We start from the raw sequence: 18,573 nt of genomic DNA, 5'->3' as shown, positions 1-18,573 counted from the left end.
ATTTCACCGCTTCAGCCTATTTGGATGGCGCCGGGGTAGGGTGGAGCAAACCGCGGATTGGAGAGGGAAGGAAAGGCCTTTGTCGACCATCATCGACGTCGCCTCGCTGGGGCAGTTGCTGGACTCAGGGCGCTCCACAGTGCTGCTCGACGTCAGGTGGGCCCTGGGCGACCCCCACGGACACGCGCACTTTCGGCACGGACACATCCCCGGGGCTGTCTATGTGGACCTTCCCACGGAGCTCGCTGATCCAGCGGAGCCCGCCCGCGGCCGGCACCCGCTGCCTTCCCCGTCCCAGCTCCAGTCCCGGGCCCGGGCCTGGGGCGTCAACGACGGCGACGCGGTGGTGGTCTACGACGATGCCGGAGGGACTTCAGCCGCGAGGTTGTGGTGGATGCTTCGGGATGCCGGCTTGCGTTCGGTTTTCCTGCTCGACGGCGGTCTGGCCGCTTGGAGGGCAGCCGCCCTGCCTCTTGCACAGGACGAACAGAGTCCCGCACCTGGGAGTGTTGTACTTGGCCACGGTCACATGCCTGCCATCAGCGCCGAAGAAGCAGCGGCCTGGCCCGCCGAAGGAATACTGCTCGATGCTCGGGCGGGTGAACGGTATCGGGGCGAGGTGGAGCCTGTGGACCCGCGGCCAGGCCACCTCCCGGGGGCCGTGAGCGCGCCGACATGGGACAACATCAGTGCGCAGGGGAGCTTCCTGCCCGCCGAAACGCTGCGGAAGCACTTTGCTGCGCTTGGCGTTGCCCCCGGAGCACGCGTGGCTGTTTACTGCGGCTCGGGTGTGACGGCAACCCACCAAATTGCTGCGCTGGAAATTGCCGGGATCTCCGCCGCCCTGTACCCGGGCTCCTACTCGCAATGGTCATCGAATCCAGCAAACCTAGTGGCCGTTGGTCCCGAACCCTACGGTGAGCCGGACGGCCAGGACGCCGTGGGCCAAGTGCGTGCCCAAAGTGGCACGGGTCTGGGCGCCGGGGGTAGCGTCGAGGCATGAGTCCTGGACGCCCGGTGCCACCGCCCCTTGCCAAGCCGTTGCCCGATCTTTCCAGCCCCGCTCCCGCGGCTGTTGGCCGGCTCGCCGCAGCCTACGGCGCAACGTCGACGCACAGCGGTTTGGTGCCACTCACCATTGCCCGGCGTGCGCCCAAGGAAGACGACGTCGAAATCGCCATCGAGTTCTGCGGCCTTTGCCATTCGGATGTCCATGCCACGCGCGGAGAGTGGAGGCTGCCCGAGTATCCTCTGGTACCCGGCCACGAAATCGTGGGGCGCGTAAGCCGTGTGGGCACAGCTGTGAGCGAATTCGCCCCAGGCGACCGGGTGGGCGTCGGTTGCATGGTGGACTCTTGCCGGGAATGCGCCAGCTGCCGCGACGGCTTGGAGCAATACTGCGAGCGCGGCAATGTTGGCACGTACGGAGTCCGTGACCCACGCAACGGGGGAGAGCTAACCCAGGGCGGCTACTCTACGTCGATAGTTGTGGACAAGCGCTTTGTACTTCGCATTCCCGAAGCCCTGGACCCTGCGGCGGCCGCACCTTTGCTGTGCGCCGGGATTACCACTTATTCGCCCCTCCGCCACTTCCACGTGAAGCCTGGCAATGCGGTTGGCGTTATGGGACTTGGGGGCCTGGGGCATATGGCCGTCAAGATTGCCAAGGCAATGGGCGCGGTGGTCACTGTTTTCACGACGTCGGCAAGCAAGGTCGGTGCCGCCGTCGAACTTGGCGCGGAACGCGTTGTCCTTTCCAAGGATGATGACGCGATGGACGCTGCCGCCCGCAGCCTTGATGTCATCATCGACACCGTGGCTGCGCCGCACGACCTCAATCCCTACTTGCGCACCCTTCGCCGCGACGGGGCGCTGTACCAGCTCGGCCTGCCGCCTGAGGACATGCCGCCCGTCCAACCTGGCCTGTTGATCCGCAGGCGGCTGACGTACTCCGGTTCGCTGATTGGCGGCATCGCAGAGACACAGGAAATGCTTGACTTCTGCTCAGCCCACGGTGTGGCCAGCGACATTGAAATCGTGCGCGCCGGGCAACTCAACGAGGCATATGACCGGATGGTGGCCGGTGACGTGAAGTACCGCTTTGTCCTGGATACCGCCACACTGCACGAACCATCAACGGAGGCTGACGCATGAGCACGCTGTTCACCAAGATCATCGAGGGCGACATCCCCGGGCGCTTTGTCTGGAAGGACCAGGACATTGTCGCCTTCCTGACCATCGCCCCGATCACCCAGGGGCACGTCCTCGTGGTCCCCCGTGAAGAAGTGGACTCATGGACCGACGCAAGCCCTGAACTGCTGCACAAGGTCATGGATGTGGCTCAGAAGATCGGCAAGGTTCAGGAACAGGTTTTCGGGGCCAAGCGTGTTGGCGTGCTGATGGAGGGCTTCGAAGTCCGCCACCTCCACGTGCACGTGTGGCCAGCCTACTCACTGGAGGACTTCGAGGTGCACCACGTGGACCACAACCCGGACGCTGCGGTCATGGACCAAAGCCAAGGCAGGCTCCGTGAGGCGCTGCGGGCCGCCGGCTACCAGGAATTCGTGCCGGAGGACTGAACTGAACCAGGCGCTTGCTGCTACGCCGGCGCAAGCGCCTGGTTCAGCACGGTGCGAATCCTCTTCTCGGATACGGAGTAGGCCGTTCCCAGCTCCACTGCGAATAGGCTCACGCGCAGTTCCTCGATCATCCAGCGGACACGCTCGAGTTCCGTCCCGGGTCTCCGCCCTGGAAGCAGTGCCGCGACGGCGTCGTCATAGTCGTCCTCCAGGGCCTGGACCACTCCCATGTTCGCCGCATCACGTTGTACGTTGCTGGGCAGCTTCTCCAACCGCCGTTCCATGGCAGCCAGGTACCGGGGCAGCTGGCTGAGCTGGGCATAACCCGTGCGGGCCACGAATCCCGGATAGACCAGATGCTCCAGTTGGCTCTTGATGTCGTTGAGTGCGCTGATGAGGTGGAGGCTGGTTGATCCTTTCAGCTGCTTTTCGATCCGACGAGTGCTCGCCAGGATGCGCTCAACAACGGCCGCGACGCTAAAGACGGTGTCGATGAGCTCCGCCCGCACAGCCTCATACAACGCGTCGAAGGCTGCGCGGTCCCACGGCAGCTCGGCCGGAACCAGCTTGTCGATCGCCGCCAGTGCACAGTCGGCGATGAGTGCGCTGACCGAGCCATGCGGATTTTGGGAGAACGTGAGTTTTTCGGTGTTGCTCAGGTGCTCCTGGACGTAGCGGTCCGGGGAAGGAACACGAAGGGCAAGCAGCCGGATGACGCCGCCGCGCATTGCGGCCTGTTGCTCACTCCTCGTCTGGAAGACTTTGAGGCCCACTGACTGGCCTTCGTCGACGACGGCGGGGAACCCCGTGACCTGGTGGCCCTGGACTACCCGGCTCACCTGGCGCTCAATGGTGCCGAACGACCAGTCCTTGAGCCCGGTCTGTTCGGCGAAGCCTCCCGCAGCTCCGGACGAGGCGCGTCCAGGTGGGGCTGGTGTGGTGCCTGCAACCGGTACAACCGGTATAACCGGCGCAGCGGCACCGGACGGGGCTTTACCTGGCGCGCCGCCGGTGATTTTGGCTCCCCGTCCTTGACGTGCCGCCGTTGACGGCGTTGCACCAAGCGACGCTGCGATAGCCCGCCGCGTTGCCGGTGCCAACTGCTCCTGCAGGGCGGCAAGGTCCTTGCCCTCACCGAGGGCCTTGCCCTTGCTGTCCACTACCCTAAACGTGATCCTCAGGTGCGGTGGAACCGAGTCCCAGTTCCAGGATCCCGGTGGGATGATGTGGCCGCGAAGACGGCGCAGGACAAGTTCCAGCGAGGGTTCCAGTTCGTCCTCGTTGGGATCGAAATCGGCGTCGAGCGCCGCAACCGCCTGCCTTGCAACATCCGGCGCCGGTACGAAGTTCTTCCGGACGGCCTTCGGAAGGGATTTGATGAGGGCCGTGACCAGTTCTATGCGCTGTCCCGGGATTTGCCATTGGAAAGGGGCTTCGTTCAACTGGTTCAGGAACAGTACCGGCACTTCCGCCGTGACACCATCCGAAGGATCCGGAACGCTTCCGGGCGCCACGGGATGGAACTCGTAGCTCAGCGGGAGCTCGAAGCCCTTGTGTTCCCAGGATTTGGGGTATGCCGAATCATCCAGGGAGTCCGCGTCTTCATTGATCAGCAGTTCCTTTTCGAAGTCCAGCAGCGTCGGATCGTGTCGGCGTGCGTCTTTCCACCATTTATCGAAGTGGCGCTCGGAGATTACGTCGTCGCCTACCCGGGCGTCGTAGAACTCAAACAGCGTCTGGTCGTCCACCAGGATGTCGCGGCGGCGCATCCTGGTCTCCAATTCCTCAACTTCGCGCAACAAAGCCCGGTTGCGGTGGAAGAACTTGTGTTGGGTGCGCCACTCACCATCAACCAAGGCATGGCGAATGAACAGCTCCCGCGAGAGCTCCGGATCGATCTTTCCGTAGTTGACGCGTCGGTTCGGGATGATGGGAACGCCGTAAAGCGTGACCTTCTCGTGGGCCATGACGGCCCCAGACCGGCTGGACCAGTGAGGTTCGCTGTACGAGCGTTTAACCAGTTCAGGGGCCAGTTGCTCCACCCAGAGCGGATCGAACTTGGCAGCCACCCGCGCCCAGAGCCGGCTTGTCTCCACCAACTCGGCGGCCATGACGAAAGCCGGGGACTTCTTGAAGAGCGCGGACCCCGGGAAGATCGCAAAACGGGTTCCGCGTGCACCTGCGTATTCCCGTTTCCGCTCATCGTAGAGGCCGACGTGGCTCAAGAGACCGGAAAGAAGGGAGATGTGGATTCCGTCATGGTTGCCCACAGGGTCGGCGAGCCGTTTGTTGTCCAGGGTGATACCCAGCGGCTTGGCGAGTTGGCGCAACTGGGTGAAGAGGTCCTGCCACTCCCGCACACGCAGGTAATTGATGAATTCGCTCCGGCAAAGGCGCCGGAATTGTGTGGAGGACAACTCCCGCTGATTTTCCTGGATATAGTTCCAGAGGTTCAGGTATCCCGTGAAATCAGAGTTCTCATCGCGGAAGCGGGCATGTTTCTCCGCGGCGAGCTGCTGCTTGCCGGAGCCGTCCGCTTGGGGACGTTCCCGCGGATCCTGAATAGTCAGTGCCGCCGCCAGGATCATTACTTCCCGCACGCAGCCGCGCCTGCCTGCCTCCACGATCATGCGGCCGAGCCGCGGATCGACGGGGAGCTGGGCAAGTTTATGTCCGACGGCGGTCAGCCCGCCACCGTTGCGGCCGCCCCTCCTTCGGTCGCGTCCGTCGTCGGCCGCTGTGCCTTCTCCCCGCCTACCGGAATCCAGCGCACCGGGCTTGCTGGCGCTTTGCTTTGCAGGGCCCGACGGCGCCGGAGCGCTGAGGGCGCCGAGCTCCCGCAGGAGCGTGACGCCGTCGTTGATGGCACGAGAGTCCGGCGGTTCGACAAACGGAAAATTCTCCACGTCCTTGGGTCCGCGGGCAACGCCCATCGCGGTCATCTGCAGGATGACCGCGGCGAGGTTTGTGCGAAGGATTTCCGGGTCGGTGAACTGCGGCCTGGATTCGAAGTCTTCTTCCGAATACAGGCGGACGGCGATACCTTCCGAGACACGGCCGCATCGCCCAGACCGCTGATTGGCAGACGCCTGTGAAATGCGTTCAATGGGCAGGCGTTGGACCTTGGTCCTGTGGGAGTACCGGGAAATACGCGCCGTACCCGTGTCCACAACGTATTTGATCCCTGGAACGGTCAGGGACGTTTCCGCGACGTTGGTGGCAAGGATGATGCGGCGCCTGCCGCCGGGGTTGAAGACCCGGTGCTGTTCCTCCAGGCTGAGCCGTGCGAAGAGCGGGAGTACCTCGGCTCCCGCCAAGCGGCGGTTCGACTGGATACGGGACTGAAGCGCGTCGGAGGCGTCGCGGATCTCCCGCTCACCTGAGAAGAAGATAAGGATGTCTCCCGGGGCTTCCTGGGCCAGCTCGTCCACGGCGTCGCAAACGGCGTCCAGGGGGTCGCGGTCCTCCTCGAGCTCGTCGTCTGACGCGTCCGCCGAGTCGGGGTCGACTCCGGCGCCCCAGGCTGGCTGCGACAGTGGCCTGTAGCGGACCTCAACCGGATAGGTACGTCCGGAAACTTCGATAATCGGGGCGGGAGAATCGTCTGATCCAAAGTGTCGGGCGAAGCGTTCGGGATCGATCGTGGCCGAAGTGATAATGACCTTGAGGTCCGGGCGTTGCGGCAGGATCCGCTTGAGGTAGCCAAGGATGAAGTCGATGTTCAGGCTGCGCTCGTGGGCTTCATCGACGATGATTACGCTGTACTTCTTTAGCAGCTTGTCCCGTTGGATCTCTGCCAACAGGATGCCATCCGTCATGAGCTTGATTTTGGTGGACGGACTGACCTCGCCAGTGAAGCGGACCTGGAAGCCCACTTCCTCGCCGAGGTCGACACCGAGTTCAAAGGCGATGCGTTCGGCTACCGTCCTTGCAGCGAGCCGTCGCGGCTGCGTGTGGCCGATCAGTCCCTTGTCTCCCAGGCCGAGCTCAAGGCACATCTTGGGGATCTGGGTGGTCTTGCCTGAGCCGGTCTCGCCCGCGATGATCGTCACCTGGTTGGCCGCGATGGCCGCCATCAGGTCCTCGCGGCGCTCGGAAACGGGCAGCTCTGCGGGGTAGGAAATGTGAAGTGTCATGACTGCAGAACAGTCTACTGTGGGCTGCCCTGCTGCAAGAGGAGAGCGGGCGCCGCCAACAGTGGCGACGCCCGCTCCAAGCTTCAAGACCATTGGCCGGGAAGACCGCAGGCCTGTGGGTGAAGACCGCCGGCTCCCTTAGAAGATGCGGTGGACCGAGTAGGCCGTGCTTGGCAGGTCCAATGCCGACCACGGACGCTCGGACACCTCAGGCGGTGTGTGGCCGCGGCCGTCCCCACGAAGGGCTGCGGCGGTTGCAGATACCACGGCGATAACCAGGACGATGACTGCGATTCCGAAGATTTCCATGTCTCAATGCTCTGCCTGGTAGCTTCCAGGAAACAGTGGCAGAAATGCCCCTTTTGGATAATTTTCTGCCACAATAGAAACATGCTCAGGAAAGTGGCAGTCATAGTGGTTCGGGACTTCTCCATCTTCGAGTTCGGCACCGCTTTTGAGGTGTTTGGGATCGACCGTTCTCACAGGGGAACCGGTGTTCCGGCGTTTGAATTCACGGTGTGCACGCCCATACCCGGCCAGGTGGCCATGAAATCTGGCCTGTCCATGAATATTGCCAACGGCCTGGACGCTGCTGAAGACGCGGACCTGGTGATAATGGCGCCGTACGGCCGCGACCAGGACATCAGCGACGACGTTCTGGCCGCCCTTCGTTCCGCGCACGCCAGGGGTGCGTGGGTCATGTCGATCTGCTCGGGAGCCTTCGCCCTGGCCCGTGCGGGACTCTTGGATGGACGCCGGGCCACAACCCACTGGCACTATTCCGGCGAGTTGGCTGCACGCTATCCTGCCGTCATCGTGGATGAAAATGTGCTGTACGTCCAGGATGGAAACCTCATCACCAGTGCCGGTACAGCAGCCGGAATTGATGCGTGCCTCCACTTGGTCCGGATTGAGTTGGGCGCCGCCGTCGCAACGGCGATAGCCCGGGATATGGTGGTTCCTCCCCATCGTGATGGCGGCCAGGCGCAGTACATTGACCGTCCGCTGCCGAGTTGCGGGTTCAAGCCGATGGACGACCTGCTGCGCTGGATGGTGGAGAACCTGCAGCTTGAGCACAGCGTCAACGACCTGGCCGCCAGGGTGCACATGTCGCCGCGCACCTTCGCCCGGCGTTTCCGCGCCGAGACGGGTGCGACGCCGGCCGCGTGGCTTAACTCGCAGCGGGTGCTCAGGGCCCAGGAGCTTCTGGAAGGTACAGAGCTGAACATCGACGAGATCGCCCGGGAAGCCGGGTTCGGCCATTCCGTGCTGCTCCGACACCACTTCGCGAAAGTCCTGGACACCAGCCCCCAGTCGTATCGCCGTACGTTCAGAGGTCAATTCGCCGAGGCCATATAGGCTGCCCGGTTCCTGCGTGCCCGCGGGCACCGGTATCCGGTGGGCATCAGCGGCCCCGCTGTTGCTCACCCTCGGTTTTGGCGCTCTCCACCAGGACACGCCACGGTCCCGTGACATCCTGTTCAGGCAGCGTGGCTCGCCGTTGCCCTGCGCGGATCGAGTACACAAAGCGATCGGCAGGCATAGATCGGGGTGCACCGTTGGTACGCACGGAATCTGCGCCGACACGCCGCGTTGATGTCGCCTTGTTCGACACCTCATCCCATGGACAGGCATCCACGATGGGCAACCACCGTTCTTTGGCTGCCTGGGTCACCGCCTGGACTGTCCAGACACGGTTGACCGCCGCTACGCCTCCGCTGCGTTGGACTGTGATCTTCATGGTCCGGCTTTCGGGTCCTTGGGTTCACTGCCGGTGCCGGTCCGGCGGCGCCTGCCGCTAGGCCTTCACCTTCACAGTTTCCCACGCGGCCCGCACGGCGTCATGCTCATGCGAATCGTCGCCAAACAGTTCCTTAGCCGACGCAATGGTGGCCTTGGCAAAGCGGCTGAAGGTGCACGCGGGAGGCAAGGAACCCCCGCTTAGCGCATCGAACCAGATTTGTCCCGGGGCTTCCCAGGCCTTGCCGCCAATCGCTGTGGCCACGAGGCAGAACGCGCGGTTCGGAATACCGGAATTGATGTGCACCCCGCCATTGTCTGCGGTGGTCCGCACGTAGGCGTCCATAGAATCCGGCTGCGGGTCCTTGCCAAGGACATCGTCGTCGTAGGCCGTGCCCGGCGCTTTCATTGAGCGGAGGGCAACGCCCTGCACCTTGTCCGTGAACAAGCCTTCGCCGATCAGCCAGCTGGCCTCTTCAGTGGACTGCCCGCGGGCATACTGCTCAACCAGTGCGCCAAATACATCGGACATGGACTCGTTGATTGCCCCAGCCTGGTTCCTGTAGTTCAGGCCGGCCGTGTACTGCGTGACGCCATGCGCCAGTTCATGGCCGATGACGCTCAGGGACTTGGTGAAGCGGCCGAACACCTCGCCGTCGCCGTCGCCGAAGACCATTTGCTTGCCATCCCAGAACGCGTTGTCGTAGAGGTGGCCGAAGTGAACCGTGGCATCAAGGGGAAGTCCGGCACCGTCGATGGAGTCACGGCCAAATGCCGCGGCGTAGAAGGCGTGGGTGCTACCGAGGCCGTCGTAAGCCTCGTCAGCAGCAGGGTCGCCGGTTGGCGGCTCAGACTCCTTCCGCACCAGGCGTCCGGGCAGGACTTCCGCGGACTCAGCATCGTAGATAGTGCGCATCGGCTCACCTGTCCTGGCTGGCCGCGCACCTGCCTTGACGGCGGGTGGAGGCGCCGTCCTTGCCGCCTGCAGGCTTCGAACATGGACCAACGCTTCCTTGGCCGCTCGTGCCACCACGAGGAGACGAGGCTCTTTTTGGGCAGCGAGCCTGCGAAGCATGTAGGGGGGCACGATCGAGCAGCTTGGGTGGGTAGACGTCGCGACAGACTTCGTCGCGTGCTCGGCGTCAACGGCGGACTGTCCGGATCGAATGGCCATGGCTGGGGCCTCCCTGCTCGGTGCCGGGACCGGCGGTCCCGTGACGACAGCACCTAGCTTAGGAGGACACCCTGACAATCCTTGGTGTCCAGGCGGCGAGTCCCCAACAGGCCTGCCCCTCCAAACAGAAACACCCCGGTCTTGCGACCAGGGTGTAATCTTCTGTGCCCTCGATAGGATTCGAACCTACGGCCTTCTGCTCCGGAGGCAGACGCTCTATCCCCTGAGCTACGAGGGCATCAAGGGTGCCCACCTTGTCGGTGGGACGTCCTAGAGCTTAGCAGGTACGCGCCCTCGAATGTAAAACCGGGCTCAATAGCCAGCGAAGGCGTCCACATGAACCCGCCGGGCGCCCGCCTTCCGAGCCGCACCGCGAAGGTTTTCGACGCTGGCGGGGGAGCCGGAAACATACACGTGCCTTGAGCCGATGTCCGGAACCAATTCCTTGAGACGGTCGGCGTCGATCCGGCCACGCCCGGCATCCTCCATAAAGGTCGGGGGAGTGGACCCATCGCCAAGACGCGCGATTACCCGGACGCCGGAGGCTTCCAGTCGCTGCACGTAGGCCAGTTCCTCCCGGCTCTTGGCGAGATACAGCAGCACAGTGTTGCGCTTGCCGTTGGAGGACGACGCAACATGCGCCAGGAACGGCGTAATGCCGATTCCCGCAGCGATGAGCAATACGGGAACCCCCTCGTCCCGCGGCGGAACGAAGTCGCCGCCCACGGAGGTGGCCCGTACTTTGTCCCCAGGCTTCAGCGACAGCAGCGTCTTTTTGGCGGTTGAGATCGGTTCGGCTGTGCCGACGCCCAGCGTCAGTTCTTCCGACGATGGCGGGCTGGTAATGCTGAAGACACGACGACGGCCCTTGCCGTCGGAACGGGAGTGCGGCAAGTTCAGTTCGATGAACTGCCCCGGCTCGTAACGGACCGGACGCGCAGGACGGAAGCGGAATTCAGTGGTTCCAGGCGTCAGTGGCTGGGAACCCGTGTACTCAAGTTGCACTCCGCCGCGCTGCCCGACGAGGAAGGCGAGAAGGTTCCCCACCAGGAGGGCCAGTTCCGGGGAGTTCGCCACGAGCCCCAGGTTGTATGGAACGGCGAAGGCGACGGCTACCACGGCCGCTTCCGCGAGCTGCTGCCAACGGCGCGGCGGTAGGGTCAGTGGCTCGGACAACATGAATCCCGCAAAGAACAACAGGGGACGTTGCGCCAGCGCCTGCCACACAGCTTCGCCAAGCCCCATTTCCGTTCGCAGCAGCTCCATGGACACGATCGCAGTTGTCACCAGCAGGAAGACTGAGGCCATCAGGAGCTTCCGGGTGCGGTAAAGAACCAGAAAAACTCCAGGTACGACCAGCCACATCATTGCCGGCGTAGCGGCCCACCACGTGGCGATGTTCAGGCCTGTCAATGATGTGATGAACGCGCCTGCCGCAGCTGGGTTAAAAACATGTCGCCCACGGAAGGCCAAGGCATACTTGGACGCCGCAGCAACGATGCACGCCAGCGCTACTCCCGCAATGTCAGTGCCGCTGAAGCTGGGCCAGAACAGGAAATACAGCAGGAGGCCGGTAATAAGGGACGACTCCGAGTGGGGCCGGACACGTATAAAAGCTGCGAGCAGGCGGTTCGCGCCGTACGTCAGTCCAACACACAGAGCCAGATGAACCAGCATTTGTGGAACGCCGAATGTCAGCCATCCCAAGACATTCAACACCATGCTGTAAACCGCCAGGATTGCCAGGATCCACAGGATGAGGCGGTACATGGTGAACCTGCCCAGCACTGTGTCAAGGCGGGCCTTCGCTGCGTTCATGTGAACAGTCTCCCCTCAAATCCACGTGAAAATGCGGCGCTGCCGTTGGAAAACACTTGGAGCCATTCAAAGTCGAACTCCTCGGCCAGCCGGGACGGCTCAGCCAGGAACAATGCTGTGGCCAGGGCATCGGCAGTCATGCAATTGTCTGCAATGGTCCAGGTGGCGACAACCGTTTCCACTGGTCGGCCCGTTGCACCGTCCAGCACATGGTGTAGTCCATCGCCCCAGGCTCGTCGGTTGGCCGCGGAAGCGCACAGCGCGGCATTTTCCAGGAGCACCGTTCCGATGGCCTGTGTCCGGTCGTACGGATGCTCTAGGGCCACTTCGACGGGTCCGCGCCCGGAGTGGAGCATGTCCCCGCTTCCGTCCACAATGAAGCGATCGATACTTGCGGTCCCCAGGGCGTCCCCCAGCAGGTCGACCAACTGGCCCTTGCCGGCAGCGCCAATATCAAAGACCACTGGCCGAGTGGTGCGAAGGGAACGGCCGTTCCATTCCAAAACGTCCTCCCAATGAGGAGGCGCCACTGGATCCGCAATCGTCTTGAGCCCATAGCCCGGCCCGTAGCCGAGTTTCTCCAGGCTGGATCCGATGAGCGGTGTCATTGTGCCCGAGGTTAGCCGATAGAGCACGGAATAGATGCGGGCAAGCCCTTCCGCTCCAGGAGGGAGCGTCAATGTTTGGGGGCCTGACGTAAGCCCGGCCACGAGTGAATCCCGGCGGAAGCGGGAATAGGTGCGGTCATACTCCTCGACGACGTCCAGCAGGTGCTGGCGAACCCGCTGGTGGAGAGGTGCCGGCGTCGAAATCTCCCATGAGGTGCCTATTCCCTCAAAACGGAAGCCGGACCATTCCGCGCCGGACATGGATCACGCAGCCTGTGACTTGATGGCCTCAACGGCCTGGTTGAAGCCGCCGCTGGTGAGGGATGAGCCGGACACCTTGGACACCTTGATGTCATCTAGCTTCTTGCCGACAACTTGGTCTGCGATGCCGCCCGCGAACTCCGTTTGGAACTTCTTGGTGTTTGGATTGGAGGGATGGACAGTGATGTTCACAGCAGATACGGTCCCGCCGCTAAGCGTCAGTTGGACACCCACCGTTTCCTGTCCGTTCGGGGACGTATACGTACCGTCGGCGTTGTAGGTTCCGTCCTTGTATCCGGACGTCTGGGCGATCTGGGTACCGGTTGACGGAGCCGCAGAACTCGAACTGGACTGGTTGGTTGCGGCCGGCGACGGCGTCGACGGGCTCGAGGTGCCTGATTGGGCGGACGGCGCGCAGCCAGCGGCGGCCCCGGCGATGGACAGGCCGGCTATGCCGACGAAAACGCCTTTGCGGATCGACGTAGTAGTCATGTTTTACTCATTTCAGTCACTGTTCGCTAGGGAGGGTCGTACCGCTTACGGTCATCACAACGTTGATTTCAGCGTATCGGTTCAGCCTGTGTGCGAAGCGATATAAGCTGTGAGCCGCCTGTGTGTGTACTGGGCGTTTTCTTTCCACATACGGGTCTGGAATTCCACTGCTTGCAACCCCCACCGGTACGCTAGATGGGTGACTCCCGAAGAACTCTCCGCCGCAATATCCTCCTGCCTGAAAGATGCCATCGCAGCCGGTGACATCGCCCTGGACCCCTCTGCTGTGCCCGGGGATGTTCGGGTGGAGCGGCCCAAGAACCGGGAGCACGGGGACTGGGCCACCAACATCGCCATGCAGCTTGCCAAGAAGGCAGGCATGAATCCCCGGGAGTTCGCAGGGATCCTCAGTTCACGACTGCAGGAAATCAACGGAGTCACTGGTGTGGACATCGCTGGCCCGGGCTTCCTAAACATAACAGTCGACGCTGCCGCCGCAGGGGCACTCGCCAAGGCCATTGTGGAGGCTGGCAGCACCTACGGCACCAACCAGGCGCTGGACGGCCACGTGATCAACATGGAGTTCGTCTCGGCCAACCCCACAGGTCCGCTACATATCGGCCACACGCGCTGGGCTGCGCTTGGCGACTCGATCGCGCGGGTGCTGCGTGCGTCCGGCGCGGACGTCACCGCGGAGTACTACATCAACGACGCCGGCAACCAAATGAACGTGTTCGCCAACTCGGTACTGTCCAGGCTTCACGGCAGGGATGTTCCTGAAGGCGGTTACCCGGGGCAGTACATCGCGGACCTTGGCGAGGAAGTACTCAAGGCACACCCGGACGTTCGCGAGCTGACGGATGAGGCTGCCTTGCCGGTTATCCGCCACGCCGCCTACCAGGCCCAGATGGCCGACATTAAAACCACCCTGGCAGAGTTTGACGTCACGTTCGACGTCTATTTCTCGGAGCAAGACCTCCACGAGGGGGGCGCCATCGAGGCCGCCGTCGCCCGCCTCCGTGAGCAGGGCCATGTGTTCGACGACGGCGGTGCGGTTTGGCTTCGCACCACGGACTTTGGCGATGACAAAGACCGCGTCATGATCCGCGCCAACGGCGAGCCGACATACTTTGCCGCCGACGCAGCCTATTACCTGTCCAAGAAGGATCGCGGCTTTGTCGAGAAGATCTACCTCCTTGGTGCGGACCACCACGGATACATCAACCGGCTTAAGGCAATTGCTGCCTGCGCAGGTGATGATCCGGAGAAGAACATCGAGGTGCTCATCGGCCAGCTTGTGTCTGTGAACGGTGCAAAGCTCTCCAAGCGCGCGGGAAACATCATTGAGCTGAAGGATCTCATTGAATGGCTCGGCAAGGATGCTGTCCGGTATTCGCTGGCGCGTTTCCCGGCTGACTCCCCGTTGACCCTGGATCCTGAGCTCCTGAAAAAGAACAGCAATGAGAACCCGGTGTTTTACGTCCAATACGCACACGCACGTTCGCGGGGCGCAGCCCGCAACGCGGCGGAGGCGGGCGTCGACCGCAGCGCCTTCGATGGTTCGCTCCTGGAACACGCAACCGAAAATGAGCTTTTGTCCTATCTGGGGAGCTACCCGTCGATCGTTGCCAAGGCCGCGGAGTTCCGCGAGCCGCACCGCGTGGCACGCCATCTGGAAACCATTGCGGGCGCATACCACCGCTGGTACGACGCTTGCCGGGTCTCGCCCCAAGGCGACGACCCCGTGACTGACACCAACCGCACGCGGCTTTGGCTGAACGATGCAACCAGCCAGGTGCTCGCGAACGGTCTGGACCTACTGGGCGTCTCTGCGCCGGAGCGGATGTGAGCGGCATGGAAGCGCAAGTGCACACAGCGTCCCCCCTGGCCCCGGCCTGGCTCGACGTTCCTGCGGACCTGAATGCCCTGAGCAGCGCTATTTGGGCCGGGGACGTCCAACGCGGCAGTTCCGGCGAGTTGACCATCGACGGCATCCCAGTCAGCGAGCTTAAGAAGCAATTCGGCACGCCGCTCTTTGTGATGAGTGAGCCGGACTTCCGGAACCGGGCAAGGGCGTTCAAAGATGCTTTCGACGAGGCATTCAAGGACATTTGCGGGGGAGTGGACGTCTACTATGCGGGAAAGTCCTTCCTGTGTACTGCCGTCGCCGCCTGGGTCGCGGACGAAGGACTGCGCCTTGATACCTGTTCCGGTGGTGAGCTCGCAGTGGCTGCGCGTGCAGGCATTCCGGGCCGCGACCTGAGCCTCCACGGCAACAACAAGTCTGACGCGGAGATCAATCGGGCCCTTGATATGGGTGTCGGCCGAATTGTCGTGGACAGCGTGGACGAGCTGGACCGTGTTGCAGCCATTGCCAGCCAGCGGGGCGACGCCGCGAAGGTTATGCTCCGGCTGACCCCCGGTGTTCATGCCCACACCCACGAGTTCATCGCCACAGCCCATGAGGACCAGAAGTTCGGGCTGTCGATGGCCGAGGACTCCACAGACCAGGCAGGCCTCTCTGCGGCCGAGCAGGCGGTTGCCGCCGCCACTGCCCACAAAGGCATCGAACTGCTGGGGCTGCACTGCCACATCGGCTCGCAGATCTTCGAGCCCGACGGCTTCGCCCTTGCCGCAGAGAAACTCCTGGTCTTTCTTGCCGCAATGCAGGAGAAGTACGGCATTGCGCTCCCGGAACTGGATTTAGGGGGCGGATATGGGATTGCCTACACCCCGGTGGACACTCCGAGGCCGCCTGCTGAGATTGCCGCCGCAATGGCCAGCGTCGTTCGCTCCACCTGTACACGCCTCGGCATAACCGCGCCGCGGATCTCCATCGAACCGGGACGCGCGATTGTGGGCAGCACCACTTTTACCCTTTACGAGGTGGGCACGCTGAAGACAGTTCGGGTGGACGCGCCTGCCGGGGATGGAGCCGGCAATGACGCTGGCGCGGCAAACGTTACGTATCCGCGACGGTATGTGTCGGTGGACGGCGGCATGAGCGACAACGCCCGTCCGGTGCTGTATGACGCCGATTATTCGGCAGTTTTGGCCTCCAGAAGTTCCGTGGCGGCGCCGCAGCTGTCCCGAGTGGTGGGCAAACATTGCGAGAGCGGCGACATAGTTGTTAGAGATGTATATCTGCCCGAGGACGTGGCAGCCGGTGATCTGCTCGCCGTACCCGGGACCGGCGCGTACTGTTGGGCGCTCTCGAGCAATTACAACTACTTGGCCCGACCGGGCATTGTTGCCGTGCGCAACGGAGCGGCCCGGCTGATCGTCCGCGGGGAAACCGAAGAAGATCTCTTGAACCGCGACATGGGAGTGGCGAATGACTGAAGTGCGAACCCTGAAGGTGGCCCTGCTGGGCTGTGGCAACGTGGGGGCACAGGTCGCTCGAATTCTCATTGACGACGCCGAAGCGCTAGCCGCCCGGACTGGAGCCCAGCTCTTGCTCAGCGGAATCGCAGTGCGCAATATCGATTCTCCCCGCGACGTCGAGCTGCCCAGGGAGCTCTTCACGACCGACGCCGAGACCCTCGTTAAGGACGCCGACCTCGTCATTGAGCTCATGGGCGGAATCGAGCCGGCCCGGTCGCTGATTGTCACCGCTATCCAGAATGGGGCTGGCGTTGTAACGGGAAACAAGGCCCTTCTGGCTCAGGATGGTCCCCGTCTTTACGAAGAAGCTGATAAGGCCGGTGTCCAGCTTTCCTACGAGGCGGCTGTGGCTGGTGCCATCCCGATCATCCGTCCTATTCGGGACAGCCTTTCTGGGGACCGCATCACCCGTGTCCTCGGCATAGTCAATGGCACCACCAACTACATCCTCGACCAGATGGATTCCACCGGGGCACAGTTTGCCGACGCACTCGCAGAAGCACAGCGCCTGGGCTACGCCGAAGCCGACCCTACTGCCGACATTGAGGGCCACGACGCGGCCGCGAAGGCCGCAATCCTCGCCTCCCTGGCTTTCCACACGCGGTTTGCGCTGGAGAACGTCTATTGCGAGGGCATCACCAAGGTCAGTGCCGCAGACATCGCCGCAGCGAAGGACGCTGGTTTTGTCATCAAACTGCTTGCTATCGCCGAAAAGGTCCAGAATTCCGTCCACGGCAATGGCGGCGAAGGCATCTCCGTGCGGGTCCACCCGACGCTTCTCCCGCGGGAACACCCCTTGGCGGCGGTCCGTGGCGCTTTCAATGCTGTCTTCGTAGAGGCCGAGAACGCCGGCGAACTGATGTTCTATGGCCAAGGTGCAGGCGGAACTCCCACCGCCTCTGCAGTGCTCGGCGACCTCGTCTCGGCTGCACGCCGACTCGTGCTTGGGGGCCCGGCTCGAACCGAGACAACCACTGGCCACGTTCCCGCCCTGCCAATTGCCGCATCCAGCACCAGCTACTACATCGGCCTCGATGTTGCTGACCAGCCCGGTGTCTTGGCCAAAATTGCCCACATTTTTGCAGAGCACGGGGTCTCAATTGAGATCATGCGCCAAACGATCCACCGTGACGCTGAATCCCAGGCGGAGTCAGCGGAACTGAGGATCATTACGCACCGTGCCAGCGAGGCAGCCCTCGCTGCAACCGTCGAGGCAGTCAAGGGCCTCGAAATCATCAATTCTGTGACATCCGTACTGCGGGTAGAAGGGGTCTAAGTGGCTCACCAATGGCGCGGGGTAATCCGCGAATACGCTGATCGTTTGCCGGTAACGGAAGCCACCAAGGTCATCACGCTCGGCGAAGGCGGCACCCCGCTGGTCCATGCACAAAAGCTTTCCGAGCTCACTGGATCCACGGTCTACCTGAAGGTGGAGGGCATGAACCCCACCGGTTCGTTCAAGGACCGCGGCATGACCATGGCAATGACTGCAGCCGTCGAGGCAGGAGCCAAGGCAGTTGTATGCGCCTCCACCGGCAACACATCGGCATCGGCGGCGGCTTACGCCACCGCTGCGGGCCTGAAGTGTGCGGTGCTTGTTCCCGAGGGCAAGATTTCCATGGGCAAGCTCAGCCAGGCCATCGCCCACGGTGCAACCCTCCTACAGGTGGACGGCAACTTTGACAACTGCCTGGACATTGCCCGCAAGCTCAACGAGTCTTACCCGGTATTCCTGGTCAACTCTGTCAACCCTGCCCGTATCGAGGGCCAGAAGACGGGCGCGTTCGAGGTAGTCGACTCCCTCGGCGACGCACCGGACATCCATGTCCTGCCTGTCGGAAACGCTGGAAACATCAGCGCCTACTGGAAGGGCTACAAGGAGTACGCAGCCCCCTACGAGACAGCCAAGGGTATATTGCCGGCTGTTTCCACGAAGACGCCGATTATGTGGGGCTTCCAGGCTGCCGGTGCCGCGCCATTCGTGGCTGGCCACCCGATCACCGAGCCGGACACCATCGCCACGGCCATTCGCATCGGAAACCCGGCGTCGTGGGACACCGCCGTTGCTGCGCGTGACGAGTCCGGCGGACTTATCGACGCCGTTACGGACGAAGAGATTCTGGCAGCCCACCGCTGGCTCTCTTCCAAGGAAGGTGTGTTCGTTGAGCCAGGCTCGGCTGCAGGTGTTGCCGGGCTGATCAAGAAGCACGCCGCAGGCGAAGTGCCTTCCGGCAAGACAATTGTCATCACGGTCACCGGCCATGGACTCAAGGACCCACAGTGGGCGCTCCGCACCGAAGACGGTAGCGACGTCGAGCCCGTCAAGGTTGCCAACGACGTCGTTACAGTGGCAGCAGAACTGGGACTGGAAGACAAATAAC

15 protein-coding genes and 1 tRNA gene are annotated in these 18,573 nt (G+C 62.8%); 8 read left to right on the top strand and 8 right to left on the bottom strand.

Annotated elements, in window-relative coordinates:
* Positions 1–79 precede the first annotated feature (79 nt).
* The 3 genes from LD110_RS05170 to LD110_RS05160 are packed head-to-tail and all read left to right on the top strand — an operon-like array spanning position 80 to position 2,579.
* The gene (locus LD110_RS05170) at positions 80–1,003 is read left to right on the top strand and encodes a sulfurtransferase (protein WP_225496835.1); all 924 of its coding nucleotides are present in this window, start codon (positions 80–82) and stop codon (positions 1,001–1,003) included.
* Positions 1,000–2,154, top strand: coding sequence for an NAD(P)-dependent alcohol dehydrogenase (locus LD110_RS05165; protein ID WP_225496833.1), 1,155 nt, complete (start codon positions 1,000–1,002; stop codon positions 2,152–2,154). The genes LD110_RS05170 and LD110_RS05165 overlap by 4 nt, the downstream gene beginning before the upstream one ends.
* The gene (locus LD110_RS05160) at positions 2,151–2,579 is read left to right on the top strand and encodes an HIT family protein (protein ID WP_225496832.1); all 429 of its coding nucleotides are present in this window, start codon (positions 2,151–2,153) and stop codon (positions 2,577–2,579) included. Before LD110_RS05165 ends, LD110_RS05160 begins: the two co-directional genes overlap by 4 nt.
* A gap of 20 nt (positions 2,580–2,599) precedes the next feature.
* Here LD110_RS05160 and hrpA read toward each other — a convergent pair whose 3' ends face one another.
* Together hrpA and LD110_RS05150 are read right to left on the bottom strand one after the other, a co-directional pair.
* On the bottom strand, positions 2,600–6,715 hold the full coding sequence (gene hrpA / locus LD110_RS05155; RefSeq protein ID WP_225496829.1) for an ATP-dependent RNA helicase HrpA: 4,116 nt from the start codon (positions 6,713–6,715) through the stop codon (positions 2,600–2,602).
* 138 nt (positions 6,716–6,853) lie between these two features.
* Positions 6,854–7,024 carry a hypothetical protein gene (locus LD110_RS05150; protein ID WP_225496827.1) on the bottom strand — a complete coding sequence of 57 codons (171 nt, stop codon included), beginning with the start codon at positions 7,022–7,024 and terminating at the stop codon, positions 6,854–6,856.
* Positions 7,025–7,105: 81 nt separating this feature from the next.
* Here LD110_RS05150 and LD110_RS05145 point away from each other — a divergent pair, with 81 nt between their 5' ends.
* Positions 7,106–8,074 carry a GlxA family transcriptional regulator gene (locus tag LD110_RS05145; RefSeq protein WP_225496825.1) on the top strand — a complete coding sequence of 323 codons (969 nt, stop codon included), beginning with the start codon at positions 7,106–7,108 and terminating at the stop codon, positions 8,072–8,074.
* Between the two features lie 46 nt (positions 8,075–8,120).
* Here LD110_RS05145 and LD110_RS05140 read toward each other — a convergent pair whose 3' ends face one another.
* The 6 genes from LD110_RS05140 to LD110_RS05115 form a co-directional block, all read right to left on the bottom strand.
* A complete protein-coding gene (locus tag LD110_RS05140) occupies positions 8,121–8,456 on the bottom strand; it encodes a hypothetical protein (protein WP_225496824.1) in 336 nt (111 codons plus the stop codon).
* A 57-nt stretch (positions 8,457–8,513) separates the two neighbouring features.
* On the bottom strand, positions 8,514–9,530 hold the full coding sequence (locus LD110_RS05135) for a M4 family metallopeptidase (RefSeq protein ID WP_225497324.1): 1,017 nt from the start codon (positions 9,528–9,530) through the stop codon (positions 8,514–8,516).
* A gap of 264 nt (positions 9,531–9,794) precedes the next feature.
* Positions 9,795–9,867, bottom strand: a tRNA-Arg gene (locus tag LD110_RS05130).
* Positions 9,868–9,941: 74 nt separating this feature from the next.
* Entirely contained in the window at positions 9,942–11,447 is a 1,506-nt protein-coding gene (locus tag LD110_RS05125; protein WP_225496823.1) for an FAD-dependent oxidoreductase, read from the bottom strand.
* Positions 11,444–12,316 carry an FAD:protein FMN transferase gene (locus LD110_RS05120; protein ID WP_225496822.1) on the bottom strand — a complete coding sequence of 291 codons (873 nt, stop codon included), beginning with the start codon at positions 12,314–12,316 and terminating at the stop codon, positions 11,444–11,446. Before LD110_RS05120 ends, LD110_RS05125 begins: the two co-directional genes overlap by 4 nt.
* Positions 12,317–12,319: 3 nt before the next feature.
* Positions 12,320–12,808 carry a hypothetical protein gene (locus LD110_RS05115; RefSeq protein ID WP_225496821.1) on the bottom strand — a complete coding sequence of 163 codons (489 nt, stop codon included), beginning with the start codon at positions 12,806–12,808 and terminating at the stop codon, positions 12,320–12,322.
* A 199-nt stretch (positions 12,809–13,007) separates the two neighbouring features.
* On the opposite strand from LD110_RS05115, the gene argS reads away from it, so the two are divergent.
* From argS to thrC, 4 genes are read left to right on the top strand one after another with little or no spacing between them, the layout of a single operon-like run.
* A complete protein-coding gene (argS, locus tag LD110_RS05110; protein WP_225496819.1) occupies positions 13,008–14,657 on the top strand; it encodes an arginine--tRNA ligase in 1,650 nt (549 codons plus the stop codon).
* A 5-nt stretch (positions 14,658–14,662) separates the two neighbouring features.
* The gene (gene lysA / locus LD110_RS05105) at positions 14,663–16,150 is read left to right on the top strand and encodes a diaminopimelate decarboxylase (protein WP_225497322.1); all 1,488 of its coding nucleotides are present in this window, start codon (positions 14,663–14,665) and stop codon (positions 16,148–16,150) included.
* Positions 16,143–17,468 (top strand): homoserine dehydrogenase, encoded by a 1,326-nt coding sequence (locus tag LD110_RS05100; RefSeq protein ID WP_225496817.1) that lies wholly within the window; start codon positions 16,143–16,145, stop codon positions 17,466–17,468. The genes lysA and LD110_RS05100 overlap by 8 nt, the downstream gene beginning before the upstream one ends.
* Positions 17,469–18,572 (top strand): threonine synthase, encoded by a 1,104-nt coding sequence (thrC, locus tag LD110_RS05095; RefSeq protein WP_225496815.1) that lies wholly within the window; start codon positions 17,469–17,471, stop codon positions 18,570–18,572.
* Position 18,573 lies beyond the last annotated feature (1 nt).

The sequence above is a fragment of the Arthrobacter sp. M4 genome, from assembly GCF_020251205.1.
In the GTDB taxonomy this organism is placed as follows: Bacteria; Actinomycetota; Actinomycetes; order Actinomycetales; family Micrococcaceae; genus Arthrobacter.
Note: the sequence above shows the minus strand (reverse complement) of the source record. Positions and strands in the feature narration are given on the sequence as shown.

What these genes read in the sequence shown, in the direction of transcription:
- LD110_RS05165 (WP_225496833.1), top strand. Translation starts at nt 1,000, where the DNA reads ATGAGTCCTGGACGCCCGGTGCCACCGCCCCTTGCCAAGCCGTTGCCC.
- LD110_RS05160 (WP_225496832.1), top strand. Translation starts at nt 2,151, where the DNA reads ATGAGCACGCTGTTCACCAAGATCATCGAGGGCGACATCCCCGGGCGC.
- hrpA (WP_225496829.1), bottom strand. Translation starts at nt 6,715, where the DNA reads ATGACACTTCACATTTCCTACCCCGCAGAGCTGCCCGTTTCCGAGCGC.
- LD110_RS05150 (WP_225496827.1), bottom strand. Translation starts at nt 7,024, where the DNA reads ATGGAAATCTTCGGAATCGCAGTCATCGTCCTGGTTATCGCCGTGGTA.
- LD110_RS05145 (WP_225496825.1), top strand. Translation starts at nt 7,106, where the DNA reads ATGCTCAGGAAAGTGGCAGTCATAGTGGTTCGGGACTTCTCCATCTTC.
- LD110_RS05140 (WP_225496824.1), bottom strand. Translation starts at nt 8,456, where the DNA reads ATGAAGATCACAGTCCAACGCAGCGGAGGCGTAGCGGCGGTCAACCGT.
- LD110_RS05135 (WP_225497324.1), bottom strand. Translation starts at nt 9,530, where the DNA reads ATGCTTCGCAGGCTCGCTGCCCAAAAAGAGCCTCGTCTCCTCGTGGTG.
- LD110_RS05125 (WP_225496823.1), bottom strand. Translation starts at nt 11,447, where the DNA reads ATGAACGCAGCGAAGGCCCGCCTTGACACAGTGCTGGGCAGGTTCACC.
- LD110_RS05120 (WP_225496822.1), bottom strand. Translation starts at nt 12,316, where the DNA reads ATGTCCGGCGCGGAATGGTCCGGCTTCCGTTTTGAGGGAATAGGCACC.
- LD110_RS05115 (WP_225496821.1), bottom strand. Translation starts at nt 12,808, where the DNA reads ATGACTACTACGTCGATCCGCAAAGGCGTTTTCGTCGGCATAGCCGGC.
- lysA (WP_225497322.1), top strand. Translation starts at nt 14,663, where the DNA reads ATGGAAGCGCAAGTGCACACAGCGTCCCCCCTGGCCCCGGCCTGGCTC.
- LD110_RS05100 (WP_225496817.1), top strand. Translation starts at nt 16,143, where the DNA reads ATGACTGAAGTGCGAACCCTGAAGGTGGCCCTGCTGGGCTGTGGCAAC.